The following is a 24,001-nucleotide window of genomic DNA, read 5'->3' on the forward strand; positions in this document are numbered from 1 at the left end:
ATCTACCTGCTTAGGGTTTAATTACTTAGTATTATATAAAAGCTAAGAAGTAGGTAATGTGTCTGTATTTGTTGCAAGGCAAGCAATATTCAATCGAAGTAAAAAAGTAGTAGCCTATGAGCTACTTTTTCGTGATAGTCCAAAAAATTATTTTCCAGATATTGCAGAAGGCCAAGCAACAGCAAGGCTTATTATGGAAAATCAATTAAATTTAGGTACACGCCATATTACATCAGGCAAAAAAGCACTTATTAATATAGGACCTGAATCATTAAAACTCGATTTATGTGCTTTCTTACCATGTCAAGACGTTGTGATTGAGTTGCTCGAAACCATAGAACCTACCGACGACAACTATGAGCTATGCCGAGGTTTATTTCATAGTAACTACAAACTCGCGCTCGATGATTTTGTATATAAACCACAATGGGATCGTTTTTTAAAGCTTGTGAAGCTCATTAAATTTGATATTGCAATTACACCTCTTAGCGAAATACAGCCCATAGTTACTAAGTTACAAGCGCATAAACAAATAAAAATACTAGCCGAAAAAATAGAAACACAAGAAGACTATGAGCTTGCCTTTGATATGGGGTTTGATTATTTTCAAGGCTATTTTTTTGCAAAGCCTACCATGATCAAGCAAAACGACGTTGATTATAATTATGGTTTAGTCGTCGCTATTTACGCAGAAATCATGAAGCAAAGCCCTGACATTAAAACCATCGCAAGCCTGTTTGAGCTAGATGCTGCACTCGCATATAAGTTACTAAGATTAATAAACAGCGGTGTGTTTCCTATACAAAGCCAAATATCGTCATTAAAGCAAGCGCTCGTGTATTTAGGACACGAACGCCTTAAAAAGTTTGTGAGCCTTATTGTTACTGCTCATACAGCGGGTAAAAAACCTGCAGAGCTAATGCAAGTGTGTGTTGTACGCGCTCGCTTTTGTGAGCTGGTGGCAAAAAAGGTTAATAAGAGTCAGTCAGGCGAAGCATTTTTAACAGGATTATTCTCGTTACTGGATGCAATCCTTGATCAACCAATGAGCTTGCTTGTTGAAAAGCTACCTTTCCCTGATGAAATAAAAACGGCATTATTAGGGGACAAAAACACACTTTATTATATTTTAAACGTTGTTAAAGCATATGAAACAGGAAGCTGGTGGGCACTTGAACAAGCTGTACTTTTGTTGAATATTGACAGTGCTATACTACCTCCACTTTACCAGCAGTCAGTCGATTGGGCTGACAGTTATAAGAATAATATTTAACGGATAATAGCTTTAATGCGCAATTATAATATGGACTTTATTCGCGGCGTTGCCGTGCTTGGCCTCGTTTACATGAATGCTTACGCCTTCGGCATTTTTGAATATGGGTATTCCTCCTTAACTAACCCTCCTGTTAGCGACTCAATTATTCACACCCTTAGCAGCGTGTTTGTAGACGGGCGTTTTAGAACGCTGTTTAGTTTGCTTTTTGGTGCTGGGCTTTACATTCAGTGGCAACGTTACAAGTCTGAAGTGCAAATAAAAAGCAGGCTCTATTGGTTAATCCTCTTTGGTTTAGCGCATGGTTTTTTACTTTGGGCCGGTGATATTTTATTTGTTTACGGTGTATCTGGCTGGTTTGTTATTAAATATTTAGAAAGTGATAGCAATGTACTTTTAAAAAGAGGGCTTGCATTTACCTTGTTGTCGGGTGTAGTTACCTTACTTGTTATATCTAGCGTACCCGATGAAATAATTTACCGCGATACAGCACAGTTTATTGAATTATATAACCCACACTATATTGATTACTTTATTAGTAACCTTGCTATGAACACGTTAATGCTTGTTATGGTGCCAATAATGACAATGTGGATGTGCGTGGGCCTTATGCTTATTGGCATTTATTTATATAAACAAGACGTTTTTAGTAAAGGCTTAACGACTCAGCAATTAATAGTTTGCGGTGCAATGACCCTTGTTTTTTGTGGAATCAGGCTTTATGCATCACAGCTTAATGGCAGCTTAGGATATGGGGTGCAAGAATTTGTAAATATTTTTGCGGCGCTAGGTATGGCTACGCTGTATATTCATTTAATTGTTAAATTTTGCAATAACAGCGCACACGTTGGCACGCTTATTCAACAAGCGGGGCGCTTAGCATTTACTTTATATATTAGCCAAACACTCATACAATTATTGTTATATAAAGTGCTATTTACGCACTGGGTGCTCAATTTTGATCGTATTGACTACTGGTTAGTTGCAACGGCATTAGTTGCACTGCAGCTTATATTTACCTTTATATACAGCCGCTATTTCAACCAAGGCCCGCTTGAATTTGTATGGCGTAAATTAACGAAAGCAAAAATTAATGCTTAAACACCTATAAATTTTAAATTAGGGGCGAAAAAATAGTGTGGGTGGTTTACACTACTCGCCTTAAAAATTACTACGCTATAAGTGCCATGACCGAATTAAAACGTTTAAATAAATTTATTAGTGAAACAGGATTTTGTTCACGCCGCGAAGCCGATAAATATATTGAGCAAGGTCGTGTCAGCGTTAATGGCTACTCGCCTGAAATGGGCGTAAAAGTTGCTGCTACCGATGTTGTATTGGTTGATGGCAAGCCACTTAAAGCCACACCAAAGCGCGTTTATATTGCTTACAATAAACCCGTTGGTATTACGTGTACTACCGAAAGTAAAATTCAAAGTAATATTATTCGCGCGGTAAATTATCCTACGCGTATATTTCCAATAGGGCGTTTAGATAGACCGTCTGAAGGGCTTATATTTTTAACTAACGAAGGCGATATCGTTAATAAAATTTTGCGTGCGGGTAATAACCACGAAAAAGAATATGTTGTTACGGTTGATAAACCGCTTAATCGTCAGTTTGTTACAAAAATGGCCAATGGCGTGCCTATTTTAGATACCGTAACTAAAAAGTGTAAAGTGACACAAACTGCCCCTAAAGAATTTAAAATAGTACTTACCCAAGGTTTAAACCGCCAAATACGCCGTATGTGTGAATATTTAGGTTACGAAGTGGTGACGTTAAAGCGTACGCGCATAATGAACGTAACATTAAAAGGTTTAAAGGTAGGGCAGTGGCGTCATTTATCTGATACTGAAATGGCGCAAATAAACGACTCGATTTCTGACTCAGGTAAAACTCAAGAACATTCGCTTGATGCTAATAAACAATCAGAAAATAATACGCCGTCGGTTCCTAAAAAGCGTGATTTTCAGGGTGAAAATCCTCGCCGTTTTAATAAAGGCGAACAAAGTGGCGAGCGAAGTACTGAGCGAAATTTAAGTCGCAACTCTGATCGCAGTAATGCTAATGGCGAGCGCAAAAATGAGCGTAGTAAAGCACCTTATCAAAAGCGTTCTACCACGTATGTTGGTAAGCCAAAAAGTATTAAAGAGAACAAGTCGTCACAGTCTAAACCTAGCTCGGGGCGTACCCTTAGCTTAAAAAAATAATCTGCAGCTAAGTGGTATTCTACTACCACTGTATTTCTTGTACTATATTACCAAGTGGGCTTGTAACGCCCACTAAATTTATATTGTTATTTTGCAAAGTCACCAATTTATTCTTATCTAAATACCATCTAAAAGTGTATTTTCTGTAGTTCTGTAAACTAAGCACAGTTAGCGTTGCACAACTGTACTCATAATCAGTTGGGCAACTACCTACTTCAAGTAATTGATGCTCTTGCTGCCATATATTATTGCTGTGTTTATTGGCCCATAATTTCACAGAAATACATACTGACGTCCATAACCATAAGTAAATTAAAATAGGCAAAAACAGTGGTATAAATGCGCTGCGGAACTTCCCATGCTCAGCAATATAATTTTTAACTGTATGTTTAAATTCAAAGTTATTATTGTATTTTTTGTATAGGTGCCTTAATAAAACAATCGACAACACTATCGCCGTTATTGGAAATAACGTAAATGTTAAGGTGTTATATATACCGTTGGGAATAAATGCGGGATCGGCTTGTTCATCCCATGCAAGTAGAACCAGTGGAGGAGCCGTTGCTAAAAGTAATAGGGCGCTGTTGAAGAGTTGCTTAAAGGTCAAAGGGTATTCACTTATAAAATGCTAAAGCCAATATAAAATAAGAGTATACCTAAATAAACTGCAATCGCCGATAACGAGTTTTTAGAGCGCAGGCGCTTAACAAGGTCGCGTGTGCCATCAACCATGCCTGAAATCACAAGCAGTAAACCACCTGTAAAACGGTAGTTGTTTAAGTTCACGTTACCATTCTCGTCAGTTATAAAGCGTAAATAACCAAAAAGTATAAAAACGCTGCCCGCTATTAGTATCGCGGTTTTAAAATTTTCCAAGGTTTTTCCATGATATTTAGTTAGATACTAAAATGCCACTGAGTTTAGTCAGTGGCACTTAACTATATTACGAATTTAGTATTTATCCATATTTACTTTGCAAAACCACCTAGAGGCTTTAATAGAAGTGGTGACAGTGCAGCATGTTTATCGGTTAGTTCTTTAGGTAAATCACCCAAATGAACCATGCGTGTTGGTGTTGCTGCAGCAATCCAACGCTCTGCATGATCATCCCAGTTTTGGATGTGTATGTGCGATGCTTCTAAATCTCTAAAGCGCTCATAAACCATAATATCGCCATCGTCAGACATGTAATATTGGTAATTTAGTGTACCAGGCTCTATTTTTGCACGTTCTACTTGTGAGTTCATTACTTCACGAAAGGCATCTAATTGGCCTGGGTTTAGCTTGGCCTCAACAATCCAGCCAAAATTATCAAATGTCGTATCACCGTTTTTGTTAATTTGACTCGTTTGTTCTTCTTCGCGAGAAAAGCCACCAAATGGTTTTAGCCAAAGAGGGCTTAAGGCCGCATGACGCTCACGAACATCGTCAGGTAATTCACCTAAATGCACCATGCGTGTAGGTGCAGCAGCTGCCATCCAACGTGCTGAATGGTCGTCCCAATTTTCAATATGTTCGTGTGAAGAGTCTGCATCAACAAAGCGTTCGTAAACAAAAACATCGCCAGCATCAGACATATAGTATTGATAATTTTTAGTGCCAACTTCATTAAGTGCGCGATTAACTTGTGAATTCATCACCGCTTTAAAGTTTTCAAGTTCACCAGCATTAAGTTTAGCTTCTACTATCCATCCAAAATTTTTAAACATGACTTTCTCTACTTAAATAAATTGCCTCTGTATAAGTGAGGCTAAAAAGTTAAAGGCAATTTCTATCGCCCTAGTTAGCATACCTATCGCTTAATTGGTAAGTGCTTAGATAACGAAGCTAAGTGTACAGAGTATTTAAATATTGATAATAATCGCATTTATTTAATCAGTTTATAGTAAATGTATATAATAGTGGTTAGCCTATTTTGCAGGCCATTTAAATTTTTAAGTTAAAATTGCTTTATAGACGTGTTGTTAAGCTATTTACAAGTACACTTAGTTATATGAAGGGTAAGCTGTTAAGATGCGCCGTCTTAATAATGTAGAAAGGTTATAGAAGTAACATGTCCAAATTTTTCTTTATGGGTAAGCCCGATATAATGGGTAAAAATAACAGTAATGGATTTGCACCAAAACGTACTGCCAAGCCAGGCACAGAGTTACACCCGTTAACGCTAATTGTAAACTCAGCTGAACGACAATCAGAAATAGAAGCAATACTAGAAGAGCATTCGCTGTTTGCTTCAATTGAAGTTAAAGCAGACGTACCAGAAGATATTCGCGAACTAGACTTTGCGCTTAGTAAATCCACACCACAAGTATTTGATAAATTACCAGAGCGTAACGCACCTTGTGTATGTGGTAGCGGCAAAAAATATAAGAAGTGTTGCGGTTAGTTTCTTAACAACTAAATATGTAGCCTTTCTTTTTTCATCGGTATTAAACAAAAATGCCACTGACCTTGAGCCAGTGGCATTTTTTAATGTTAACCGATTATATGCTTAACTACTTACGCGGTTCGTAATCAATTCTAAATATAACCGTGTAAAGTACTGGCACTACAATTAGAGTCAAAATTGTAGCAAAGCCTAAACCAAACATAATCGTTACCGCCATTGACTGGAAGAACACGTCAAATAACAGCGGTATCATACCTAAAATAGTGGTTATTGCTGCCATTGCTACAGGGCGCACACGGCTAACACCAGACTCAAACACAGCTTGATAAGGCGATTTACCATCGCGAAGCTCAAGGTTAATTTGGTCGACCAACACAATGCCGTTTTTGATTAACATGCCGCTTAAGCTTAATAAGCCAAGCAATGCCATAAAGCTAAACGGCGCATTCATTATCAACATACCCGCACTTACACCAATAATGGCAAGTGGCACTGTAGCCCAAATAACTAAAGGTTGTTTAAGCGAGTTGAATAACAGTACGGTTACCGCAAACATAGCTAAATAGCCTAATGGCAATGAGCCAAAAATAGCCGATTGCGCATCAGATGACGATTCATATTCGCCGCCCCATTCTAATTTATAACCACGCGGTAGCTCTATTGCTTCTACAGGCCCTCGTATGCGGGCAAATAATTTAGCAGCGGTTTCGTCACCTAAAACGTTTTGATCGGCCATTACCGTTATTGTACGTTTACGGTCGCGGCGCATAATTAGGCTGTCTTCCCATTCAACCACAAATTCGTCAACCACTTGAGTTACTGGCACAAATACACCCAGTACTGGGCTGTATATTTGTAAATCGTGAACGCTTTCTACATTTAAACGTTCATTAGCAGGAGAGCGGGCAATAATAGGTAACAGTTGCGTACCATCTCTGTATACGCCTACTTGTTTACCAGAGAGGCTAGTAAGCAGCACATCATCAAGGTCAGATTTACTAATACCTAAACGGCGCGCTTTTTGTTCGTTAAACTGCGGGCGAATCATTTTAGTACGCGCACGCCAGTCATCACGAATATTATAAGCCCCTTCATCCTTTGCTATAACGTCTTCTGCTTTAGCTGCAAGTTTTCTAAGAACTACTGGGTCTGGGCCTGTAAAGCGTGCTTCAATTTTAGCATCGGTAGAGGGGCCAATTTCCATCGGCTTAATTTTAAGCTCGGCTGAAAGTGGCGTACTTTGTGAGTATTCACGCACCTTTTGCATTACTATAGCAACCGCCTCGCGGTTTTTTACTCTAATAATAAGCTGCCCATAAGAAGAGTACGATTTTTGAGGAGCATAAGTAAGCATAAAGCGCGGCGCACCTTGGCCTGTTGTACTTGTTATTTCCTCAACGAGCTCTTCATTTTGTAAGTAGTTTTCTAGCTTTTTAATGCCATCAAGGGTTGCACGTATATCTGAGCCTTGCTGCTGCCAGTAATCTACATAAAACATTGGCGTGTTAGACGCAGGGAAAAACGACTGCTTAACCGCACCAAAGCCAATTACTGCAGAGCAAAGTAATACAACCATAAGAACAAGAGTTGTTTTACGATAATGCATAGACACATCTAAAAGTGCTTTATAGCCTGTAAAAATAAAGCCTTTGTACGGGTCGTCGTCTTCCTCTTCGCCCTCAGCATTCTTACCTTTTTTAAACTCATCTTGTTTAAACATTAAGTTTGCAAAAAATGGCGTAAGGGTGATGGCGGTGATCCAGCTTAATAAAAGCGATATAAATAACACCCAAAATAAGCTGCCAGCAAATTCACCCGTGGCATCAGAGCTTAATCCAATGGGAGCAAATGCAGTAATACCAATAACTGTCGCGCCTAGTAGTGGCCATTTAGTTTGCTCAACAATATTAACTGCCGCTTTTAACTTAGTTTGGCCACGTTTTAAATTTATTAATATGCCTTCGGTTACTACTATGGCGTTATCTACCAGCATACCTAGGGCAATAATAAGTGCTCCCAGAGAAATACGTTGCAGGTCTATGGCAAACAACTTCATAAATATAAAAGTGCCTAAAACGGTCAGTAATAAAATACCGCCAATTAAAATACCGCTTTTTAAACCCATAAATATAAGCAGTACCACGATTACAATGGCAATCGCCTCTACTAGGCTGACAATAAAGCCATCTACCGATTTTTCTACTTCTTTAGGTTGGTTATACACCGATTCTACATGTATGCCATGTGGGCGCTGGTACTCAAGCTCTGCTAAGTGCTCGTCAATACGTTTACCTACATCTACTACGTTAACCCCGTTCATAAACGACACACCAATTAACAGTGCTTGCTCTGAGTTGTAACGAATAACATTAGTAGGTACTTCGGCGTATTCTCTAAATACTTTTGCTACATCGCCTAAATAAATAAGCTCACTTGCACCAGGTTTTGAAATAAGCAGAGTTTCAAGCTCACTTACATCTTTAAATTCCCCGGTTGGGTGAAAGCGAATAGACTCATCGCCAACACGTATTTTGCCCGCATTAGACACCGTATTTTGCGATTGCAGCAAGCCAAAAATATGGCTTGGGGCTATACCTAGTTGAGCCAATTTACGTGTAGATACTTCAACCATAACTTGTGGTTGTTGCTCACCAGCAATAGTTACTTTACTTACACCTTTAACCAAGACTAGCTCGCGCTTTAAAAAGTCTACGTAGTCTTTAAGCTCGTCATATGAGTAGCCGTCGCCAGTAACCGAATATAAAACGCCGTATACATCGCCAAAGTCATCTAAAATAGTGCTTGGGTAAACGCCGCTTGGCAGCGAAGGAGAAAGGTCATTAATTTTACGACGCATTTCATCCCAAATTTGGCGCAGCTGCTCTTTTCGATAAGTGCTTTTCATTTCCACCGAAATTTGCGACTTACCATTTGATGAAATAGAGGTCACATAATCAACATAAGGGAGTTGCTGAATCGCATTTTCAATAGGGAAGGTGACTTCCTCCTCGACTTGCTGCGGCGATGCACCCGGGTACATGGTAATAACCATGGCAGTTTTAAGAGTAAACTCAGGGTCTTCTAGTTGGCCTAGGTCAAAATACGACACACTACCGCCAATTAACAGCAGCAGCGCAAACATCCAACTAATTACTTTTTTCTCTATGGAGAGTTGCGCAAAGCTCATAATTATAAGCCTCGCTCTTTATTCCATGGACGTACTTTCATGCCTTCATCTAATGAATGTACACCGGCAGATACAACCATTTGGCCTTCTTTTATGCCGCTAAGTACTTCAATACCATCACGGTGAACTTGCCCTACTTTTACAGCCTGCTTATTAACAACACCTGTTTCTGGGTTGTATAACCACACATACGCGTTATCAGACACGCTTTCTTTTGCTTCTGAAAAAACCGACTCAACAGGTAAAATTGTATACGCTACTTGCGAGCTAGTAACTTTAGATAAATCAATAAATACACGCCCAGTCATACCGGCAAGTAAATTAAAGTCATCAGGTACTGGCAGCGAAAAAACAACTTGGTAGGTCAGGGTGGTTGGATCAGCCTGTGTATCCCACTCTTTTAAATCAAGGGTGTATTCTTTTTTTGCAAAGCCATCAAACACAACGGTAGGGTGGTAATCGGTACCTTTTTTAATGCGCGCTATTATTTTTTCAGGAACTTGGATTTCTACATCCATTAAGTCGCGTGTTTCTAAGCGTAAAATGTTTTGCTTGGCTTGAATGTTTTCAAAGTTTTTAACAAATACTTTAGCCACAGTGCCTGCAAATGGTGCGCGTAATTCACTGTATTCTAGGTTTGTTTCGGCAATTTTAAAGGCAGACTCTGCCACCTGCATATTGGCTAATGCTTCATCGTATTCAGATTGGCTTGCGATTCTTTTTTCAAGTAATTGCTCAATACGACCAAGTTGCGACTTAGCAAGCTCAAAGCGGGCTTTTCTATCATCGTATTGTAATTGAAAGTCTTCTGGGTCGAGCTTTGCCAGTAGCTGACCTTTTTTAACTTCTTCACCTGCTAAAACCGGAAACTCAACAAGCTCACCATTTACTCTAAACGCCAAGTAAGAGCCTTGGTTTGCAACAACCTCAGCAGGAAAGCTGCGAATGTTGGTTTGAGAATCATGACCTATGTTGAATAATTTAACAGGGCGAATGGGCTCTTCTTTAACTTGTTGTTCTGGCTCAGAACAGGCTATTAAGCTTAGTAAAGTCGTAGTTAAAAAACATAGACGAAAGAGTTTCATGTCTTCTCCGTTGCAATGATGGCAAAATAATTAAGTGCAGCATACGCTGCAAACATATAAAATAAAAATCATTAAATTTTAGAAACTCAATAAGTTTTACTTATAATGTTGCAGAGTGCTATATGAAGCTGAATCAATTAATAATTTTAGATGCCATAGTGCAAAGCGCAAGCTTAAGCGGGGCAGCACTAAAACTACATAAAACGCAGCCAGCGCTTACACTTGCTATTAAAAATCTAGAAGAAAAAATAGGGTTTGAGTTGCTAGACAGAAGTAAGTACCGATTACAGCTTACTGAAAAAGGGCGTATTTTCCACCGCGAGGCGCAGCAACTTCTGCATGCCAACGACGAGCTAGCGCAGCTTGCTAAAGAATTGGCACTCGGTAATGAACCCCAATTTAGAATTTGTTACGAACAACTTTGCCATACGCAGAGTTACAACGAGATCATAAGTAATACTTTTAGATTGTTTACCAGCACCGAATTTAGCTTAACAAGCGGGAAGCGCTTTATTTCGTTAGAGCAAGTAAATAGTGGGCAAGCCGAATTAGGCATTGGTCCGTGGTTTGATTTATTTCATGCGACAGGTGATTTAGAAAGCGTACCTATAGGCAGGCTCGATATTGGCATTGTCAGCGCTAAAGGCGTACTTCCTCAAAAGCTAACCTATAGTGAACTACAAACGTATCCGTGTTTAGCCATGTTTGAAAGTGATTTGAGTATCGACAGTGACAGACTATCGTACTCAAAAGGCTCCGCCATGATGAAAATTGATGATGTATCGACCTTAAAATCGTTTTTACTCTCAGGTGCAGGTTGGGCAATGATGAGTCTAGAACACTGCGCTCCTGAAATAAAAGCAGGCTTACTTCAAGAAATACACATAACTGACCGAGAGCATAAATTTAGCGCACAAATTAGAGCCTTTAGACAACATGCAGTGCACCACGGCCCTGTAGCGCGTACTATTTGGGAGCAATTTAAAGTACTTAGTGAGGCGTATTTAAATGAACGCTGATATTGATAAAGAAACACTTATTTATACTGTTATCGCAGGTATACCAATAGGCAAAGTAGCAAGTTACGGGCAAGTTGCAGCTCTTGCGGGTTATCCGCAAAACTCACGATTAGTGGGGCGCTTATTAAAAATGATGCCAAACGACTCAGTTATACCTTGGCACAGGGTAGTGAATAGCCAAGGTAAAATATCATTCCCTGAAGGTAGCAAAAAATACCAAGAACAGCGCGAAAAGCTATTATCAGAAGGCGTACTGTTTAAAAGCGACAAAGTAAATATGCGCGAGTGCCGGTGGTAGTGATATGACTATTATGGGCAGGTAAGTGCCATAGCTGACTACGACGACTTAGCCTGCTGTTATGTGCATTTTTGCCAGTGATACTCCATTTGCTTAGCTGTTTGCTCAGCTAAATTTAATGTCGATAGTTCTGACACTAAGTGTAAACTCATATCAATTCCAGCTGATATGCCACCAGAAGTTATATATTTACCTTGAGAGACCCAACGATGATCACTCACAACATTTAATTTCGGGTAGGTCGCACTGAGATCGGCTATATCTTCCCAATGCGTTGTAACTGTTAAACCATTTAGTAAATTAGCTTCAGCTAAAATGAACGATCCTGTACAGACAGATGCGACTCTTTTTGATGTACTAGCAACATTCGAAATCCAAGATATTACAGCAGGCTTTTTAACTTCCTCTATATGTATACCTCCAACAACTATAAGCACATCAATATTCGGATGAGTCTCAAATGAGAAATGTCCGTGCACTGGAAAACCACCACGAGCTTGTACAACATCAGGTTTTTCAGAAACTAAAAATACATTCCAATTTTTATTGCCTAAACGATTTGCAGTACTTAAAACTTCAAATGGTCCAGAGAAATCAAGAACTTCTGCATCATCGTATATGTATATTCCGATATTCATACTCTGTATACTCCATTACACATAACAATCTTAAAATGCGCTAATCACGAATACTTCTGCTGTTGCCACGCTCATTTTTCTGCTTTATATAGTTTTAACAAATTCCCTAAAATATTACTATTACTAAGTTTTCTATTATCTTTGGTAAAGCTAAATGTAACAATATGCGTGTGTCGCACAGTGTTATGAGCAGATATTGATGAATCATGATATGTAAAGTCTAAATTTGTATCCTCTGGCCTGATGATGTGAGAGTTAGCTGTGTTTCAATATCGAGTATATTTGTACTCTTTTTTTGTTTTGCGCCAAATATATGTTCCTCCAAACAAAAATAGAGCAACAATTAAAGGTGTCAACTTGTTGTCTGACTTCCAAGCTTGTTCAGATTCTTCATAAGAACGAACAAGCAGTCCATTCACTTTTAACTCAAAAAAATTATGATATATCTTCGAAGAGTAGATTGGCGAATGCGTATCAGAAGCCTCAAATAAAATAGTAACAAGCTGATCTTTTGATTTCAAAAGAGACTCTTCAACAATGCCTTGCCCATTTGATTTTGACGGGTAATTAAAATTCATTGGATCACTAACAAACCCGAAGCGTATTCCATAATCATGTGCTTGAACCCAATTAACAAGACCACTTTTTTCTATAAGGTCACTTTTAAAAGGAAAGCCACTATTAACCTGATTTAGATTTACAAACCCGGTGGCTAGGCCTAATGCGATGGAAATAACTGATAGAGATAAATTTTTATAATATGTAAATTTTGTCATTTTTCAACTCAAATAAACTGCTTGTTAGTTCAAATATTTAGAAACAGTTTCAAGCTCAATTCCAAGGGCATTTATGTGCCATACGAAGACGGTCAGTAGTTGTAATGTATGAAGTCATGATTTGACCACTTGTCTTTTTGAGTGCGTAAAACTTAACAAACTTAACAAACTTACTGAGTGAATTATTATCAAATCGAGTTTTAACCCTAAGTGCTCCAGTAAATCTATTTTTTGTTTAACTTGTTAGATTTTCAAATTCACCCTCTAGCACTTAACGCGCCATCACTCACCGGAGCTTGGGTGGTTGGCCTTATAAAATGTTTCTTTCTGATAAATTAACACGGAAATGACATTAGTACAGTTTTTAGTAAGGGCATATCTGACCTTGCGCAAAATGCTGGAGTTTTATCTTTAAGTGCAGGCACTTTTGACCGCATCCATTTCAATGCATTGTCTTTGTTGTGGTAATAAACCACTGAAGCAACATTAGCATCTCCACCACAGACTTCAGTAAGTTCATCGGAAAACGTACAACTGATGAAGCCTTTTTGGCATGAACTTAAAAACTTTTCCCATGCATCTTGTTCTTGAGACACTCCATCAACCCTCTGTATTTAAGTTCTTCCGAAGTTAAGTAAATTCCGTAGCTAATAGAAATTCACATAACTGACAAATCTTTAATTCAGGTAAATACCTTATCTAGCGAAAAGTAATTGCCAGAAAATATGCACAATTTTGAATTTTGTCCTGCTTTAACAGCTTGTTAGCTATTAAATGACTTTGTAATCATTGGTTGAAAGCGCCAGCCCCACATACAAGCATTATTAGCTCTAAAACTCACATAACCTGTTAACTTTTGATTATCTTTGTCTTTTAGTACCACAACATAATTAACTAAACCGTATGGCTCAGTTTTATGTAATTGAACATTTGCATCAATAATTTCAGGGTTCTTGAATTTACTTAGGTCAGCAAACTTGTTTAGTTGCTCATAAACAGCCTCCAAACTTGATAAAGGAGTTCTTTCCGCAATATCAGAGCATAAAAATTCATGCGCTTTTTTAAAGTTTTTTTGAGTTAAATATAAATCAACACATTCATGAGCTTTCGCTGTTGTATTATCAATTGATGACTCAAAGAAGGATTTTGCATCAAACACTTCGGCATTTGATTGGAAACTAAATAAAAAGGTCAATAACAATATACGTGATAATTTCACAACTCTCTCTTTGATAGCTAACGCCTCAATCAGAGACAAATAATTGTTGGCTAAAATAAGCGACGCAGGAGCAAAGCCAACTGTTATTTGTCCTGCTTTAACGACTTGTTAGAGTGTTCTATACACTCAGATAATGGCGCACAAGTAAAAGCTATTTCTTTATTTTTGAATTCATTATCGAAATCTAAATAACTTTAGCAGTATAAAAACTAATTGATTTAAGTAAATCTTTAAACTCTTCATCAGCCCTAGTTTCAGGAGACATATCCGCTATATGAAGAGAACTTTCATCCTTGGTTTTTGAAGGTACGATTATAGTTTTATTGGGCTCTATAACTGATTTCTTGAGCTCCATCCTTGTTGTGACTTCATAATCCTTTTGATTACATCTACCTGCCTCAGGGTAGGTAATTGTCAAATCCCAAATAACCGCAGAGCTTTTACCCCTGTTAGAAAGTGATAAATCTAGTTTATCGTTTTCAAAACTTAAGACTTGGCCCACAATATCTGCATTTTTACTTTCAAATAATTTAACCGCTGTAGAAAAAGCAATTGTAGCTAAGGAAATAACAGACAAAATAACACCAATGTATATTCCGACGCTATTGGCATCCACCTTTTCTTTATGACCACAATGTTTACACACAGTAGCATCATCACGTATTTCTTCATGACACGCTTTACAAGTTGCCATAGTTCTCCATTAACACTCTAACGCTTAACATATGGAGACTTTAGGAGCGCCTTTTCAGCGAGTAAAATTCCCACCATGATGTTTTTGTTAGCTGTCTATTCGGCTATTTGACTTTAGTTTTTTAGTAATAATGTCAATAAGGAGAAAAGCTACACCTGCAAAAACACCGAATACTAGTGCTTCATTTTGTTCTGATATGTACTCTGAAAATATATATAGAAATAAAGCACCTGCTACACCAACAAAAACTCCGACGGCAATAGATTTAAATAGTGACTCCATAACTTGATACTCCTTTAGACTGCTAACATCTTTATCAGAGGACACTTCCCTATTTTAGCGTGAAAACGTCCTTATTTTATGAACGTATACTAATAGCAAATAGTGTAAATTATTGCCAACTATAAATATTATGCTTTATGTAGCTTATATAAACATGTAAAAAAGAGGAAAGTATCCCTGACTCTTATTAAGTTAATGATAACTCACCTGAATGTCCGGTTATCGCTCAAACCAGACCACTCTAATTGGCTTTACCTGCCTAATAAACATAATTACTAATTGAAATATAATGACAAACACACCCTGCAATAACAAATAAGTGCCAAATTGCGTGGCTAAATTGGGTGCTTTTAGCACTGTAAAAAAAAGTGCCTAAACTATAAAAAATACCGCCGGCAAGTAGCCAGTAAAGTGCTTTTACATCAACACTTGAATAAAGCGGATAAACTATAGCCAGTGCAAACCAACCCATGAGTAAGTAGGTGGCGAGTGATATTTTTTTATTACCGTTTTTTACAAATACTTTGTACGCAACGCCCGCCAGGGCCACCGCCCATATAAATGTAAGTGTTGCCCATGACCAAGCATCGGTTAATGAGATTAATAAAAAGGGGGTGTAGGTGCCGGCAATTAATAAGTATATGGCGCAGTGATCGCACTTTTTATAAAAGGCTCTTAAGCGCGGTTGAATACTGGCGTGGTACAAAGTGGACGACAAAAACAGCACAAATAGGCTGCTGCCATAAATTGCAGTACTAACATACGCCTTAGCGCTGGTGGCTTGGCTAAATAAATCCCACATAACAAATACGGCAAATACAATACCAAGTGCATGGCTAATTACGTTTAGTTGTTCTTCTTTTTTAGAATAGGGCGCTTCTAACGACATGACAGATCCTACCACTATTTGAATGAATTTTAGTGTACAAGTGTACGCTGAGTTTTTCAATGCTATAATTTTTATATGAATACAATAATTTATTATTTTTCATAAAGTTGAAACATCAATTTAACCAATGCGTAATTAATAAGACGTAAAAAAGTCGTAATAGTTCGTTAGATTACTGGTAATTCCTAAAAACAATTAACCGGACGAACAGTGAAAAACATGAAAAATAAATTAAAAACACGGCCATTTCTTAAACTTACTAAATTGTCTGTTACGATGATTTGCGTTACATCAACAAATAGTTTTGCAGATCAAACCATAAATAAAGAACTTGATGAAATAGTGGTTGTTGCTCAAAAGCGTGCGCAATCAATACAAGATGTGCCTGTAACAATAAGTGCCTACGATGGCGACTTTTTAGAGAGCTTAGGTATTGGTGAACTCGACACTTTATCTGAAATAACACCTGGGCTTGTTATTCAAGAGCAAAGTCCTAACAACCCAGGCTTTGTAATTCGTGGTATTACGTCTGATAGTGGGTCGTCTCAATCATCCCCTCGTGTGTCTATTTATTATAACGGGGCAGATGTATCACGCTCTCGTGGTTCATACTTTGAGCTTTTTGATGTAGAAGGGATTGAAGTTGTTAAGGGACCACAAGCAACACTGTTTGGAACAGCAGCTTCTGTGGGGGCTATTAGTGTAGCAACACGTAAACCAGAAAAAGATTTTTCGGCTCAATTAAAAGCATCCGTTGGTAATTACTCGGCCAAAGGTGTTAGTGGTTTTGTAACGGGTGGTAATGATTTAATGCAAGGCCGTGTTGCTTTTACTTATCGTGAACGTGATGGGTTTATAAAAAATATTGCAGGAAATAGTAACTCCCAAAATCCGGCTGGGTTTAAGCAAGATGATATGCATGCTATTGAGCGTTTTTCTTATCGTCCGTCTTTACGTATTACACCTAGTGACGATGTAACGATTGATTTGGTGTATACGTATGAAAAAAATGATGACTCGGGTACATCTTTTAAAAATGGGCTTTATGCACCAACCGGTGGTGATACAAGTCCATATAGCTTTGTTGAAATGCCAGGTAGTCCGTATGCAGAGTCTGTGTTTGAAAAAAAGACTTAGGTGTAGAGCGCACAGTTAACGATTTAAATTTGACAGTAAATTGGGATGTAAGTAACGATTTAACAATCACCTCAATTACTGCAGGGCGTAACTTTGATTCTTTAGAAGTGTTTGATGCTGATGGTACGCAGGCATGGTTTTTAGAATTTGCAGAAGCTGCTGAGGGCGATCAATTTAGCCAAGAATTACGCGCTGTTTATACGCAGAATAAGTTTACTAGTATTTTTGGTGTGAGTTACTTTGAAGAAGATGGTAGCCAGCGTGTCCCATTTAGTACAGAGGAGTCTATATTCTTAAATTGCTTAGGCGTATTGGGCTCAGGTGTTCCTTGTATTAATAATGATGGTAGCGTTAATATTTTAACGCCAGCATTAACAGGTGGTGCAATAAACGAGTTGCCATATTCATTAGAGTTTACAAACTATGGTGAAAACAAAGCGTACTCAGCGTTTGCTGATGTAACTTATGCTGCAACTGAGGCACTGGAGTTAACAGCGGGTCTTCGTTATATTAAAGAAGAAAAGCGCAGTGGTTATAGCTCTGCTGCACCCAATAGTGTTTTAACACAAGCGCCATTGTTTACGGTTGATACTAATGGTGAAACATTCTATGGCGATGCTGATTATGATGATTGGCTGCCACGTTTTAATGCGCTTTATATAATAAACCCTACTACAAATATGTATGCGACTGTTTCAAAAGGGCGTCGTTCGGAAGTACTTGAAGTAAGTTCGGCTAACGATGAACAAGGGAGTGTCGAAGCTTCTATATCAGAAGTTCCAGCGGAAATTATTTGGAACTACGAAACCGGTATTAAAGGCAAAGCGCTTGACGGACGTTTAGATTACTCTGTCGCTGTATTTTATCAAGATTACTCTAACTTTCAGGTTACGTTACAGGATGATGAAGGCGTTGCGTTTTCTGCTGATGCGGGATCTGCCACTAATGTTGGCGCAGAGGCTGAAGTAAGGGCGTTAATTAATAATGAGTTTGAGGTATTTGCCAATGCGGCTTACCTTGATGCTGAAATAGATGATGATAGTAATAACGGTAACCTCGCAGGCAATAAATTTAGATTACAACCAAAGTGGACGTTTAGTACGGGGCTGTTTTATTCAACAGAATTGTCGAACTCACTTAATTTAACGAGCTCTTTAATATATAGCTACCGCTCTGAAGTGTATTTTGAGCCAGCAAATGCGCCAATATCAGGCTTAGATATTAGCCAACCTGGGCTTGGATTAGTCAGTGCGCGCTTAGGTATCGCAAATGGTGATGACTGGGCTGTTAGTGTATTTGCTAGTAACTTATTAGATAAAGAGTATTTAGTTGATGCAGGTAATACTGGAGGAGGATTTGGCAATCCAACATTTGTTGCAGGGGCACCTCGTTTTGTTGGTATTGAGTTAACTCTCGGGTTTGGCGGACAATAATACATTTAACTACTTGATATTTTAATTGAGCCACTGCAAAGTGGCTTTTTTATGTGATCACGTTAAAGTGAATTTATATTAGGCAAAAATGAAACAAGATCTAAAAGCTGCTTTACTTACCGCTATTGTTTATCCTGGAGCGGGGCATTTTTCTTTAAAAAAACACCTTATAGGCGCTATTTTTGCGGGTGTATTCTCTGTTCTTTTAATTTTAACCTTTCAAGATATATTTGCGATTGCACAGTGTACTGCAAATGAAATTGTAAACGGAAAAATCCCCATGTCGGTTACGGCCATTTTAAAAGCCGCGCAACAACCATCTAACGCCTGCGCTCAGCTCGCTGAATATAAGTACGTACCTTTAATGATTATAATTTGGGTGCTGAGCATAGCCGATGCATATCGTTTGGGCAGAAAAGCGCTGCCCACTAAAAAATAAGCCAGTTAATCAGAACTCGGTTTGGTTGGCTTATTAATTTTCTTCCCGCATATTTATCCCTGATATTTAGCTATTATTGATGGCGGTAATAATTATTATTACCGCTTTTTCCATTTTTATACATATTTTTTGTAACCGAGATTTTCGCCTGCACCATGTAAACATCGTGTAAATTCCTGTATATACCCAGTAAAATCCTCAAACCTCGTTAAATCGCTCACTTGTTGATATTTAGTTAATTAAAATCCTTCTCCTTGTACCTTTTTATTCATTTAATGTTAATAAATAAATGATACTTTCTGCTCGCCAAATTAACTTTGTTTAACTATTAAGTATTGGTTTGGTGTCAATTTATTACGTCAAACGATGACGACTGATAATTTCAATTTAAGGAAATACGATGAATAACAGTTCAAATAATCACAAAAGAAAGGATTTTAAAGTGGCGAGCTTATCGTTAGCTTTATTATTAGGATGCTCAACTATGGCCAATGCCGCTGTTGAAAAGTTAACGGTGAGTGGGAATCAAATTCTTGCAGGTGGAGAAAACACAAGCTTTGCAGGACCTAGCCTATTTTGGAGTAACACCGGTTGGGGCGCTGAAAAGTTTTATACAGCACAAACAGTAGCAAAGGCAAAAACTGAATTTAATGCAACATTAATTCGTGCAGCTATTGGTCATGGTACGAGTACTGGTGGTAGTTTGAACTTTGATTGGGAGGGCAATATGAGCCGTCTTGATACTGTTGTAAACGCAGCTATTAGCGAAGATATGTACGTTATTATTGATTTTCATAGCCATGAAGCACATACCGATCAGGCGACTGCAGTTCGCTTTTTTGAAGACGTAGCTACCAAATATGGGCAGTACGACAATGTTATTTATGAAATTTATAACGAGCCGTTACAAATTTCATGGGCTAACGATATTAAGCCTTACGCAGAAACAGTTATTGATAAAATTAGAGCAATCGATCCTGATAACTTAATTGTGGTTGGTACGCCTACGTGGTCGCAAGATGTTGATGTGGCATCACAAAACCCGATAGATCGCGCCAATATTGCTTACACTCTGCATTTTTATGCTGGCACGCATGGTCAATCGTATCGAAATAAAGCACAAATAGCACTCGATAACGGCATTGCACTATTTGCTACAGAGTGGGGAACAGTTAATGCTGATGGCAATGGTGGTGTTAATATTAATGAAACTGATGCATGGATGGCATTTTTTAAAACAAACAATATTAGCCACGCTAACTGGGCTTTAAACGATAAAAACGAAGGTGCATCGTTATTTACTCCAGGCGGTAGTTGGAATTCATTAACCGCTTCAGGCTCTAAAGTTAAAGAGATCATTCAAGGTTGGGGTGGTAGTACGGTTGCTTTAGACTCTGATGGTGATGGTATAAGTGACAGCCTTGACCAGTGCCCAGATACACCCGCTGGTACAACGGTTGATAGTATTGGTTGTGAGGTAACTGACAGCGATGCCGATGGTATTAGCGATAGTGTTGATCAATGCCCTAATACACCTGCAGGTGAAACTGTGAATAATGTAGGTTGCGTTGTTGAAGTAGTTGAACCACAAAGCGATGCGGATAACGATGGAGTGAATGATGATATTGATCAGTGCCCAGATACACCCGCTGGTACAAGTGTTGATACAAACGGATGCAGTGTTGTAAGTTCAACAGATTGTAATGGTATTAATGCATATCCTAATTGGGTAAAAAAAGATTACTCAGGTGGTCCGTTTACTCACAATAACACCGACGATAAAATGCAATATCAAGGTAATGCATACAGCGCAAATTGGTATACAAACAGCATTCCAGGAAGTGATGCTTCGTGGACGCTTATTTATAGCTGTAGTTAAGCGCGTTAAATAAAATATGTGAAGAAGGTAAATAATACATTTACCTTCTTTTTAAAAGTATTAGCCTTTATAAACACTTTGGTGTTGATCAGTGATGTTGTAGCTAGGGGAGTTTATGTTATCTATATAGCGCCAATCGGTTGTGATTTGCTCTTTAGTAATAGTCAGTAACATATATCCACGGTGTGATAAGTCACAATAGTTTAAGTCGTTTATTAACAATGAAAGCGAGTCAGCCATTTGCTTTGCTTGTGCTGTATTAAGCGCTAAATAATGCTCCATCCCCGGGGATGTAACACCAGGCGTTGCAAATTCTACTCCTACGCTTTCGCCTTTTGCATTTTTTAATGTGCCATGCCACGCATTGTGCGTATCACCTGCAACCACGACTAACTTTTTATTTAATGCGTTAACGCTTTTGTATAATGCTTCGCGCTCGCTTGGGTAACCATCCCACGCATCTAAATTATAAGGCATTAAAGTATTTACGCGTGCGAGTTGCTCAGGTGTTACCGCTTTATTAGCTAACACGGCTTTTTTAATGGTAACAAGCTCTTTTAACACCTGCGGTATTTTAGTGCGATCGGATTGCGAGAATATTTCAGTAGGTAGCCACATTTTAGTCATCAATACTTGCTGGCCCAATACTTGCCATTTTGCATTTGATTTAGTTATTGCACTGGTGAGCCAGTTTAGTTGTGTGTTACCTAGTAACTGCCTATTTGGATTATTTAAATCACTGGCAAAGCGCGCAACATCCATTTGTTTGGTCTCTAGATTTTTGTAGTCGCTGTAAGCAAGTTGTTTATCGCGTGCTATTACGCGTGTATCTAGCATGTGCAAGCTTATTAAATTACCAAAATCGAAGGTGCGGTATATTTGCGGGCTTTGTTCGCCCATAGGCGGCCTAATTGGCAGCCATTCGTAATAGGCTTGAATAGCTGCTGCACGGCGCTTAAAAAAGTCACCTTCATCAGGAGTATGATTTTCAGCACCACTTTTATAGGTATCGTTGGTAACTTCGTGATCATCCCATATTGCGATAAATGGCGCTGCAGCGTGAAGTGCTTGTAAGCCTTGGTCTGTTCTGTAAATGGCATAGCGCTTACGATAGTCGCTAAGGGTAATAATTTCACCGCTGTTATCGGCTGCTAATTGGCGGCCAATGTTTTCAGCATTTTCGGTAGCGTATCCTCCCATTGGGTATTCGTAAATGTAATCACCCAAATGCAGTACTACATCTAAATCTTTTTGTTTAGCGGCATCGGTGTAGGCATTAAAGTACCCAGCAGGGTAGTTTGAGCACGACACAACAGCCATTTTTATTTGTTCAACATTGTTTATTGGTAGTGTTTTAGCCCGGCCAATTGGGCTTTGTGTATTTAAACCCACAAATCGATAAAAGTACTCTGTGTTTGGAGCAAGTTCTTGCACATCTATTTTTATTGTAAAATCTCTGCTTTTATCTGTTTGTTCGCGCCCGCTTCGAATGATGTTTTTAAATTGAGAGTCACTTGCCAGTTCCCAAGCAACAGTAACTTCAAAATTTGATTGAGAAGTAGTTGCACGTGTCCAAATTATTAAAGCATTACTGAGCGGATCGCCACTGGCTACACCGTGTTTAAATTCAATAGCCGATAGTGGTTTGTTTGTTAATGTTTGAGCACAACCTGTAATGGCACTCGATACTGCGACGGTAAATATGCTTGCTGCTGAGGTTTTTAAAAAATTTCGACGTGATGAAAGGGTCATACTGCACTTTTTGAATTATTTATAGTGGTGTGCACTTTAGCGGGTAGATATGACGTTTTTATAAACGCTAAATGTATTTAGTGTGACGGTATTAATACATTTAAACCCTTTTATTTATTAACTAAAAAGTAGTCAAAAAATTAAATTAAATGGTTAAATTAACAAGGTATGAATTTTTTAAATTAAAGCGGCTCGTGTAAAGCTCTTTAATAACAGTTTCTTACGATTTATTTTTATGTTGGCACAACCCTTGAGTATGTAACTACGTCTAAACAATACACAAACAAGGAATACCATTATGAAACATTCAATTAAAATCGCTATGGCAAGTTTATTAGTATTAGGTTCTGCGCAAGTACACGCAACAGAAGTGGACCTAGATGTAACTGATATATTAACTCAAAGTGTAGCAAGCTACGTAAAGCAAACCACAATCGAGCTTGAAAAATCACTAAAGGAAACGCTTTATTTTGATGCTAAAACTGTTTTAGAGGGTTTATTAGATGAGCCCGTTTTAACACATAGCACAACGCCTAAAAATACTGACACTAGTATTAAAAACGCAAAATAAATTATTTAAAGGATTAAAACGATGAGCAGTGAACTTGGATTATTTGCATTAATGTTAGCACCCGTAGTCAGTATGATTAGCGCTTATTACTCGGTTCAAGTGTTTAAAGCTATGGGAGGTTGGTTTAATCTTTAGCCAATTATATAGCTGGTAATTAATTCGATTCATACAAAGCTGATCGACTTAGCAAAAGCGCACGTAAATAAAGGCAGAGTGTTTGAAAGAAGTAGACTTTATGAAACGTGCGATTTTTCCATTACCCATTTTTATGTTACCAGAAGGCTATACGCGATTACGCATATTTGAGCCTCGCTATTTAAATATGGTTAAAACCGCATTAAAAAACAATACAGGGTTTGTGCTTTGTACATTTGAGCACGACACGCCATTTAATATAAGCGCGCAAGGTTGCCTTGTTGATATTATTGATTTTGACCAAGACGACAACGATGTATTATTAATCGATGTGTTTGCTTCTCAAAGTGTTCAAATAAATGATGTTTATCAAGACGAGGACGAACTGCGACATGGTTTGGTATCTCCTTGTAATACGCCATATTGGTATAAGGATTCTAACAACTCAGTTGGCGAACATGACTTATTGCATGATGCGCTTTTAAACGTGTTTAAAAGTAATCCGGAACTTAATTTACTGTACAAAAAAACTCACTTTGACAAACTTCCTTGGATTGCAGCTCGTTGGCTTGAGCTCCTACCTATTTCTATTGAGAAAAAACAGCAACTTGCGTTTGAAACGAACTTTGATAACTTACTGAATTTCCTCCATACTGTGATTAATAACGAATTTGCCTAAATTTTATGATCCTA

The 24,001-nt window shown here is 38.2% G+C and carries 23 protein-coding genes and 1 pseudogene; 11 read left to right on the forward strand and 13 right to left on the reverse strand.

Annotation, left to right across the window (positions count from 1 at the left end; translation table 11 throughout):
• The first annotated feature begins 58 nt into the window (after window positions 1-58).
• From QT16_RS07335 to rluF, 3 genes are all read left to right on the forward strand, one after another.
• The gene (locus QT16_RS07335; protein ID WP_039487615.1) at window positions 59-1,273 is read left to right on the forward strand and encodes an EAL and HDOD domain-containing protein; all 1,215 of its coding nucleotides are present in this window, start codon (window positions 59-61) and stop codon (window positions 1,271-1,273) included.
• Between the two features lie 15 nt (window positions 1,274-1,288).
• On the forward strand, window positions 1,289-2,374 hold the full coding sequence (locus QT16_RS07340) for a DUF418 domain-containing protein (protein ID WP_502527562.1): 1,086 nt from the start codon (window positions 1,289-1,291) through the stop codon (window positions 2,372-2,374).
• 86 nt (window positions 2,375-2,460) lie between these two features.
• Window positions 2,461-3,486: a 23S rRNA pseudouridine(2604) synthase RluF gene (gene rluF / locus QT16_RS07345; RefSeq protein WP_039487777.1), complete on the forward strand. Its 1,026-nt coding sequence runs from the start codon at window positions 2,461-2,463 to the stop codon at window positions 3,484-3,486.
• A gap of 22 nt (window positions 3,487-3,508) precedes the next feature.
• On the opposite strand, the gene QT16_RS07350 is transcribed toward rluF, so the two are convergent.
• The 3 genes from QT16_RS07350 to QT16_RS07360 form a co-directional block, all read right to left on the reverse strand.
• Window positions 3,509-4,093, reverse strand: coding sequence for a hypothetical protein (locus QT16_RS07350; RefSeq protein WP_039487619.1), 585 nt, complete (start codon window positions 4,091-4,093; stop codon window positions 3,509-3,511).
• A gap of 11 nt (window positions 4,094-4,104) precedes the next feature.
• Window positions 4,105-4,362, reverse strand: coding sequence for a hypothetical protein (locus QT16_RS07355; RefSeq protein ID WP_039487621.1), 258 nt, complete (start codon window positions 4,360-4,362; stop codon window positions 4,105-4,107).
• A gap of 92 nt (window positions 4,363-4,454) precedes the next feature.
• A complete protein-coding gene (locus QT16_RS07360; RefSeq protein WP_039487623.1) occupies window positions 4,455-5,195 on the reverse strand; it encodes a putative quinol monooxygenase in 741 nt (246 codons plus the stop codon).
• Between the two features lie 344 nt (window positions 5,196-5,539).
• Between QT16_RS07360 and QT16_RS07365 the strand changes: the two genes are divergently transcribed.
• A complete protein-coding gene (locus QT16_RS07365; protein ID WP_039487625.1) occupies window positions 5,540-5,872 on the forward strand; it encodes a PBPRA1643 family SWIM/SEC-C metal-binding motif protein in 333 nt (110 codons plus the stop codon).
• A 109-nt stretch (window positions 5,873-5,981) separates the two neighbouring features.
• Here the strand turns inward: QT16_RS07365 and QT16_RS07370 are convergent, their stop codons facing one another.
• Both QT16_RS07370 and QT16_RS07375 read right to left on the reverse strand, forming a co-directional pair.
• Complete coding sequence (locus tag QT16_RS07370) at window positions 5,982-9,062, reverse strand: efflux RND transporter permease subunit (RefSeq protein ID WP_039487627.1); 3,081 nt, start codon at window positions 9,060-9,062, stop codon at window positions 5,982-5,984.
• Between the two features lie 2 nt (window positions 9,063-9,064).
• Window positions 9,065-10,147 carry an efflux RND transporter periplasmic adaptor subunit gene (locus QT16_RS07375; RefSeq protein WP_039487629.1) on the reverse strand — a complete coding sequence of 361 codons (1,083 nt, stop codon included), beginning with the start codon at window positions 10,145-10,147 and terminating at the stop codon, window positions 9,065-9,067.
• Between the two features lie 122 nt (window positions 10,148-10,269).
• Here QT16_RS07375 and QT16_RS07380 point away from each other — a divergent pair, with 122 nt between their 5' ends.
• Complete coding sequence (locus QT16_RS07380) at window positions 10,270-11,166, forward strand: LysR family transcriptional regulator (RefSeq protein ID WP_002958590.1); 897 nt, start codon at window positions 10,270-10,272, stop codon at window positions 11,164-11,166.
• Window positions 11,156-11,464, forward strand: coding sequence for an MGMT family protein (locus tag QT16_RS07385; protein ID WP_039487632.1), 309 nt, complete (start codon window positions 11,156-11,158; stop codon window positions 11,462-11,464). The genes QT16_RS07380 and QT16_RS07385 overlap by 11 nt, the downstream gene beginning before the upstream one ends.
• Before the next feature lie 59 nt (window positions 11,465-11,523).
• On the opposite strand, the gene QT16_RS07390 is transcribed toward QT16_RS07385, so the two are convergent.
• The 7 genes from QT16_RS07390 to trhA form a co-directional block, all read right to left on the reverse strand.
• Window positions 11,524-12,102, reverse strand: a complete 579-nt coding sequence (locus QT16_RS07390; protein ID WP_039487634.1) for a DJ-1/PfpI family protein — start codon at window positions 12,100-12,102, stop codon at window positions 11,524-11,526.
• Window positions 12,103-12,368: 266 nt separating this feature from the next.
• Window positions 12,369-12,878: a hypothetical protein gene (locus QT16_RS07395; protein ID WP_039487636.1), complete on the reverse strand. Its 510-nt coding sequence runs from the start codon at window positions 12,876-12,878 to the stop codon at window positions 12,369-12,371.
• A gap of 335 nt (window positions 12,879-13,213) precedes the next feature.
• Window positions 13,214-13,474: a hypothetical protein gene (locus QT16_RS07400; RefSeq protein ID WP_039487637.1), complete on the reverse strand. Its 261-nt coding sequence runs from the start codon at window positions 13,472-13,474 to the stop codon at window positions 13,214-13,216.
• A 167-nt stretch (window positions 13,475-13,641) separates the two neighbouring features.
• Window positions 13,642-14,097: a hypothetical protein gene (locus tag QT16_RS07405; protein ID WP_039487639.1), complete on the reverse strand. Its 456-nt coding sequence runs from the start codon at window positions 14,095-14,097 to the stop codon at window positions 13,642-13,644.
• Between the two features lie 184 nt (window positions 14,098-14,281).
• On the reverse strand, window positions 14,282-14,791 hold the full coding sequence (locus QT16_RS07410) for a zinc ribbon domain-containing protein (RefSeq protein ID WP_039487641.1): 510 nt from the start codon (window positions 14,789-14,791) through the stop codon (window positions 14,282-14,284).
• Window positions 14,792-14,878: 87 nt separating this feature from the next.
• Window positions 14,879-15,073 (reverse strand): hypothetical protein, encoded by a 195-nt coding sequence (locus tag QT16_RS07415; RefSeq protein ID WP_039487643.1) that lies wholly within the window; start codon window positions 15,071-15,073, stop codon window positions 14,879-14,881.
• Between the two features lie 259 nt (window positions 15,074-15,332).
• The gene (gene trhA, locus QT16_RS07420; protein WP_039487648.1) at window positions 15,333-15,962 is read right to left on the reverse strand and encodes a PAQR family membrane homeostasis protein TrhA; all 630 of its coding nucleotides are present in this window, start codon (window positions 15,960-15,962) and stop codon (window positions 15,333-15,335) included.
• Window positions 15,963-16,181: 219 nt separating this feature from the next.
• Between trhA and QT16_RS07425 the strand changes: the two are divergent.
• The 3 genes and pseudogenes from QT16_RS07425 (at window position 16,182) to QT16_RS07435 (ending at window position 20,850) form a co-directional block, all read left to right on the forward strand.
• Window positions 16,182-18,532 (forward strand): annotated as a pseudogene (locus tag QT16_RS07425) (TonB-dependent receptor).
• 88 nt (window positions 18,533-18,620) lie between these two features.
• Window positions 18,621-18,971, forward strand: a complete 351-nt coding sequence (locus QT16_RS07430) for a hypothetical protein (RefSeq protein ID WP_002962450.1) — start codon at window positions 18,621-18,623, stop codon at window positions 18,969-18,971.
• A gap of 400 nt (window positions 18,972-19,371) precedes the next feature.
• A complete protein-coding gene (locus tag QT16_RS07435; protein WP_039487650.1) occupies window positions 19,372-20,850 on the forward strand; it encodes a cellulase family glycosylhydrolase in 1,479 nt (492 codons plus the stop codon).
• Between the two features lie 60 nt (window positions 20,851-20,910).
• Here QT16_RS07435 and QT16_RS07440 read toward each other — a convergent pair whose 3' ends face one another.
• Entirely contained in the window at window positions 20,911-22,602 is a 1,692-nt protein-coding gene (locus QT16_RS07440) for an alkaline phosphatase D family protein (RefSeq protein WP_039487652.1), read from the reverse strand.
• Window positions 22,603-22,900: 298 nt separating this feature from the next.
• Here QT16_RS07440 and QT16_RS07445 point away from each other — a divergent pair, with 298 nt between their 5' ends.
• Both QT16_RS07445 and QT16_RS07450 read left to right on the forward strand, forming a co-directional pair.
• Window positions 22,901-23,173 carry a hypothetical protein gene (locus QT16_RS07445; RefSeq protein ID WP_002962453.1) on the forward strand — a complete coding sequence of 91 codons (273 nt, stop codon included), beginning with the start codon at window positions 22,901-22,903 and terminating at the stop codon, window positions 23,171-23,173.
• Window positions 23,174-23,408: 235 nt separating this feature from the next.
• Window positions 23,409-23,987, forward strand: a complete 579-nt coding sequence (locus QT16_RS07450) for an LON peptidase substrate-binding domain-containing protein (RefSeq protein ID WP_039487779.1) — start codon at window positions 23,409-23,411, stop codon at window positions 23,985-23,987.
• The last annotated feature ends 14 nt before the right edge of the window (window positions 23,988-24,001 follow it).

Source organism: Pseudoalteromonas distincta, from assembly GCF_000814675.1.
GTDB lineage: Bacteria > Pseudomonadota > Gammaproteobacteria > Enterobacterales > Alteromonadaceae > Pseudoalteromonas > Pseudoalteromonas distincta.

What these genes read in the sequence shown, in the direction of transcription:
- QT16_RS07340 (WP_502527562.1), top strand. Translation starts at nt 1,289, where the DNA reads ATGCGCAATTATAATATGGACTTTATTCGCGGCGTTGCCGTGCTTGGC.
- rluF (WP_039487777.1), top strand. Translation starts at nt 2,461, where the DNA reads ATGACCGAATTAAAACGTTTAAATAAATTTATTAGTGAAACAGGATTT.
- QT16_RS07360 (WP_039487623.1), bottom strand. Translation starts at nt 5,195, where the DNA reads ATGTTTAAAAATTTTGGATGGATAGTAGAAGCTAAACTTAATGCTGGT.
- QT16_RS07365 (WP_039487625.1), top strand. Translation starts at nt 5,540, where the DNA reads ATGTCCAAATTTTTCTTTATGGGTAAGCCCGATATAATGGGTAAAAAT.
- QT16_RS07370 (WP_039487627.1), bottom strand. Translation starts at nt 9,062, where the DNA reads ATGAGCTTTGCGCAACTCTCCATAGAGAAAAAAGTAATTAGTTGGATG.
- QT16_RS07375 (WP_039487629.1), bottom strand. Translation starts at nt 10,147, where the DNA reads ATGAAACTCTTTCGTCTATGTTTTTTAACTACGACTTTACTAAGCTTA.
- QT16_RS07380 (WP_002958590.1), top strand. Translation starts at nt 10,270, where the DNA reads ATGAAGCTGAATCAATTAATAATTTTAGATGCCATAGTGCAAAGCGCA.
- QT16_RS07385 (WP_039487632.1), top strand. Translation starts at nt 11,156, where the DNA reads ATGAACGCTGATATTGATAAAGAAACACTTATTTATACTGTTATCGCA.
- QT16_RS07390 (WP_039487634.1), bottom strand. Translation starts at nt 12,102, where the DNA reads ATGAATATCGGAATATACATATACGATGATGCAGAAGTTCTTGATTTC.
- QT16_RS07395 (WP_039487636.1), bottom strand. Translation starts at nt 12,878, where the DNA reads ATGACAAAATTTACATATTATAAAAATTTATCTCTATCAGTTATTTCC.
- QT16_RS07410 (WP_039487641.1), bottom strand. Translation starts at nt 14,791, where the DNA reads ATGGCAACTTGTAAAGCGTGTCATGAAGAAATACGTGATGATGCTACT.
- QT16_RS07415 (WP_039487643.1), bottom strand. Translation starts at nt 15,073, where the DNA reads ATGGAGTCACTATTTAAATCTATTGCCGTCGGAGTTTTTGTTGGTGTA.
- trhA (WP_039487648.1), bottom strand. Translation starts at nt 15,962, where the DNA reads ATGTCGTTAGAAGCGCCCTATTCTAAAAAAGAAGAACAACTAAACGTA.
- QT16_RS07430 (WP_002962450.1), top strand. Translation starts at nt 18,621, where the DNA reads ATGAAACAAGATCTAAAAGCTGCTTTACTTACCGCTATTGTTTATCCT.
- QT16_RS07435 (WP_039487650.1), top strand. Translation starts at nt 19,372, where the DNA reads ATGAATAACAGTTCAAATAATCACAAAAGAAAGGATTTTAAAGTGGCG.
- QT16_RS07440 (WP_039487652.1), bottom strand. Translation starts at nt 22,602, where the DNA reads ATGACCCTTTCATCACGTCGAAATTTTTTAAAAACCTCAGCAGCAAGC.
- QT16_RS07445 (WP_002962453.1), top strand. Translation starts at nt 22,901, where the DNA reads ATGAAACATTCAATTAAAATCGCTATGGCAAGTTTATTAGTATTAGGT.
- QT16_RS07450 (WP_039487779.1), top strand. Translation starts at nt 23,409, where the DNA reads ATGAAACGTGCGATTTTTCCATTACCCATTTTTATGTTACCAGAAGGC.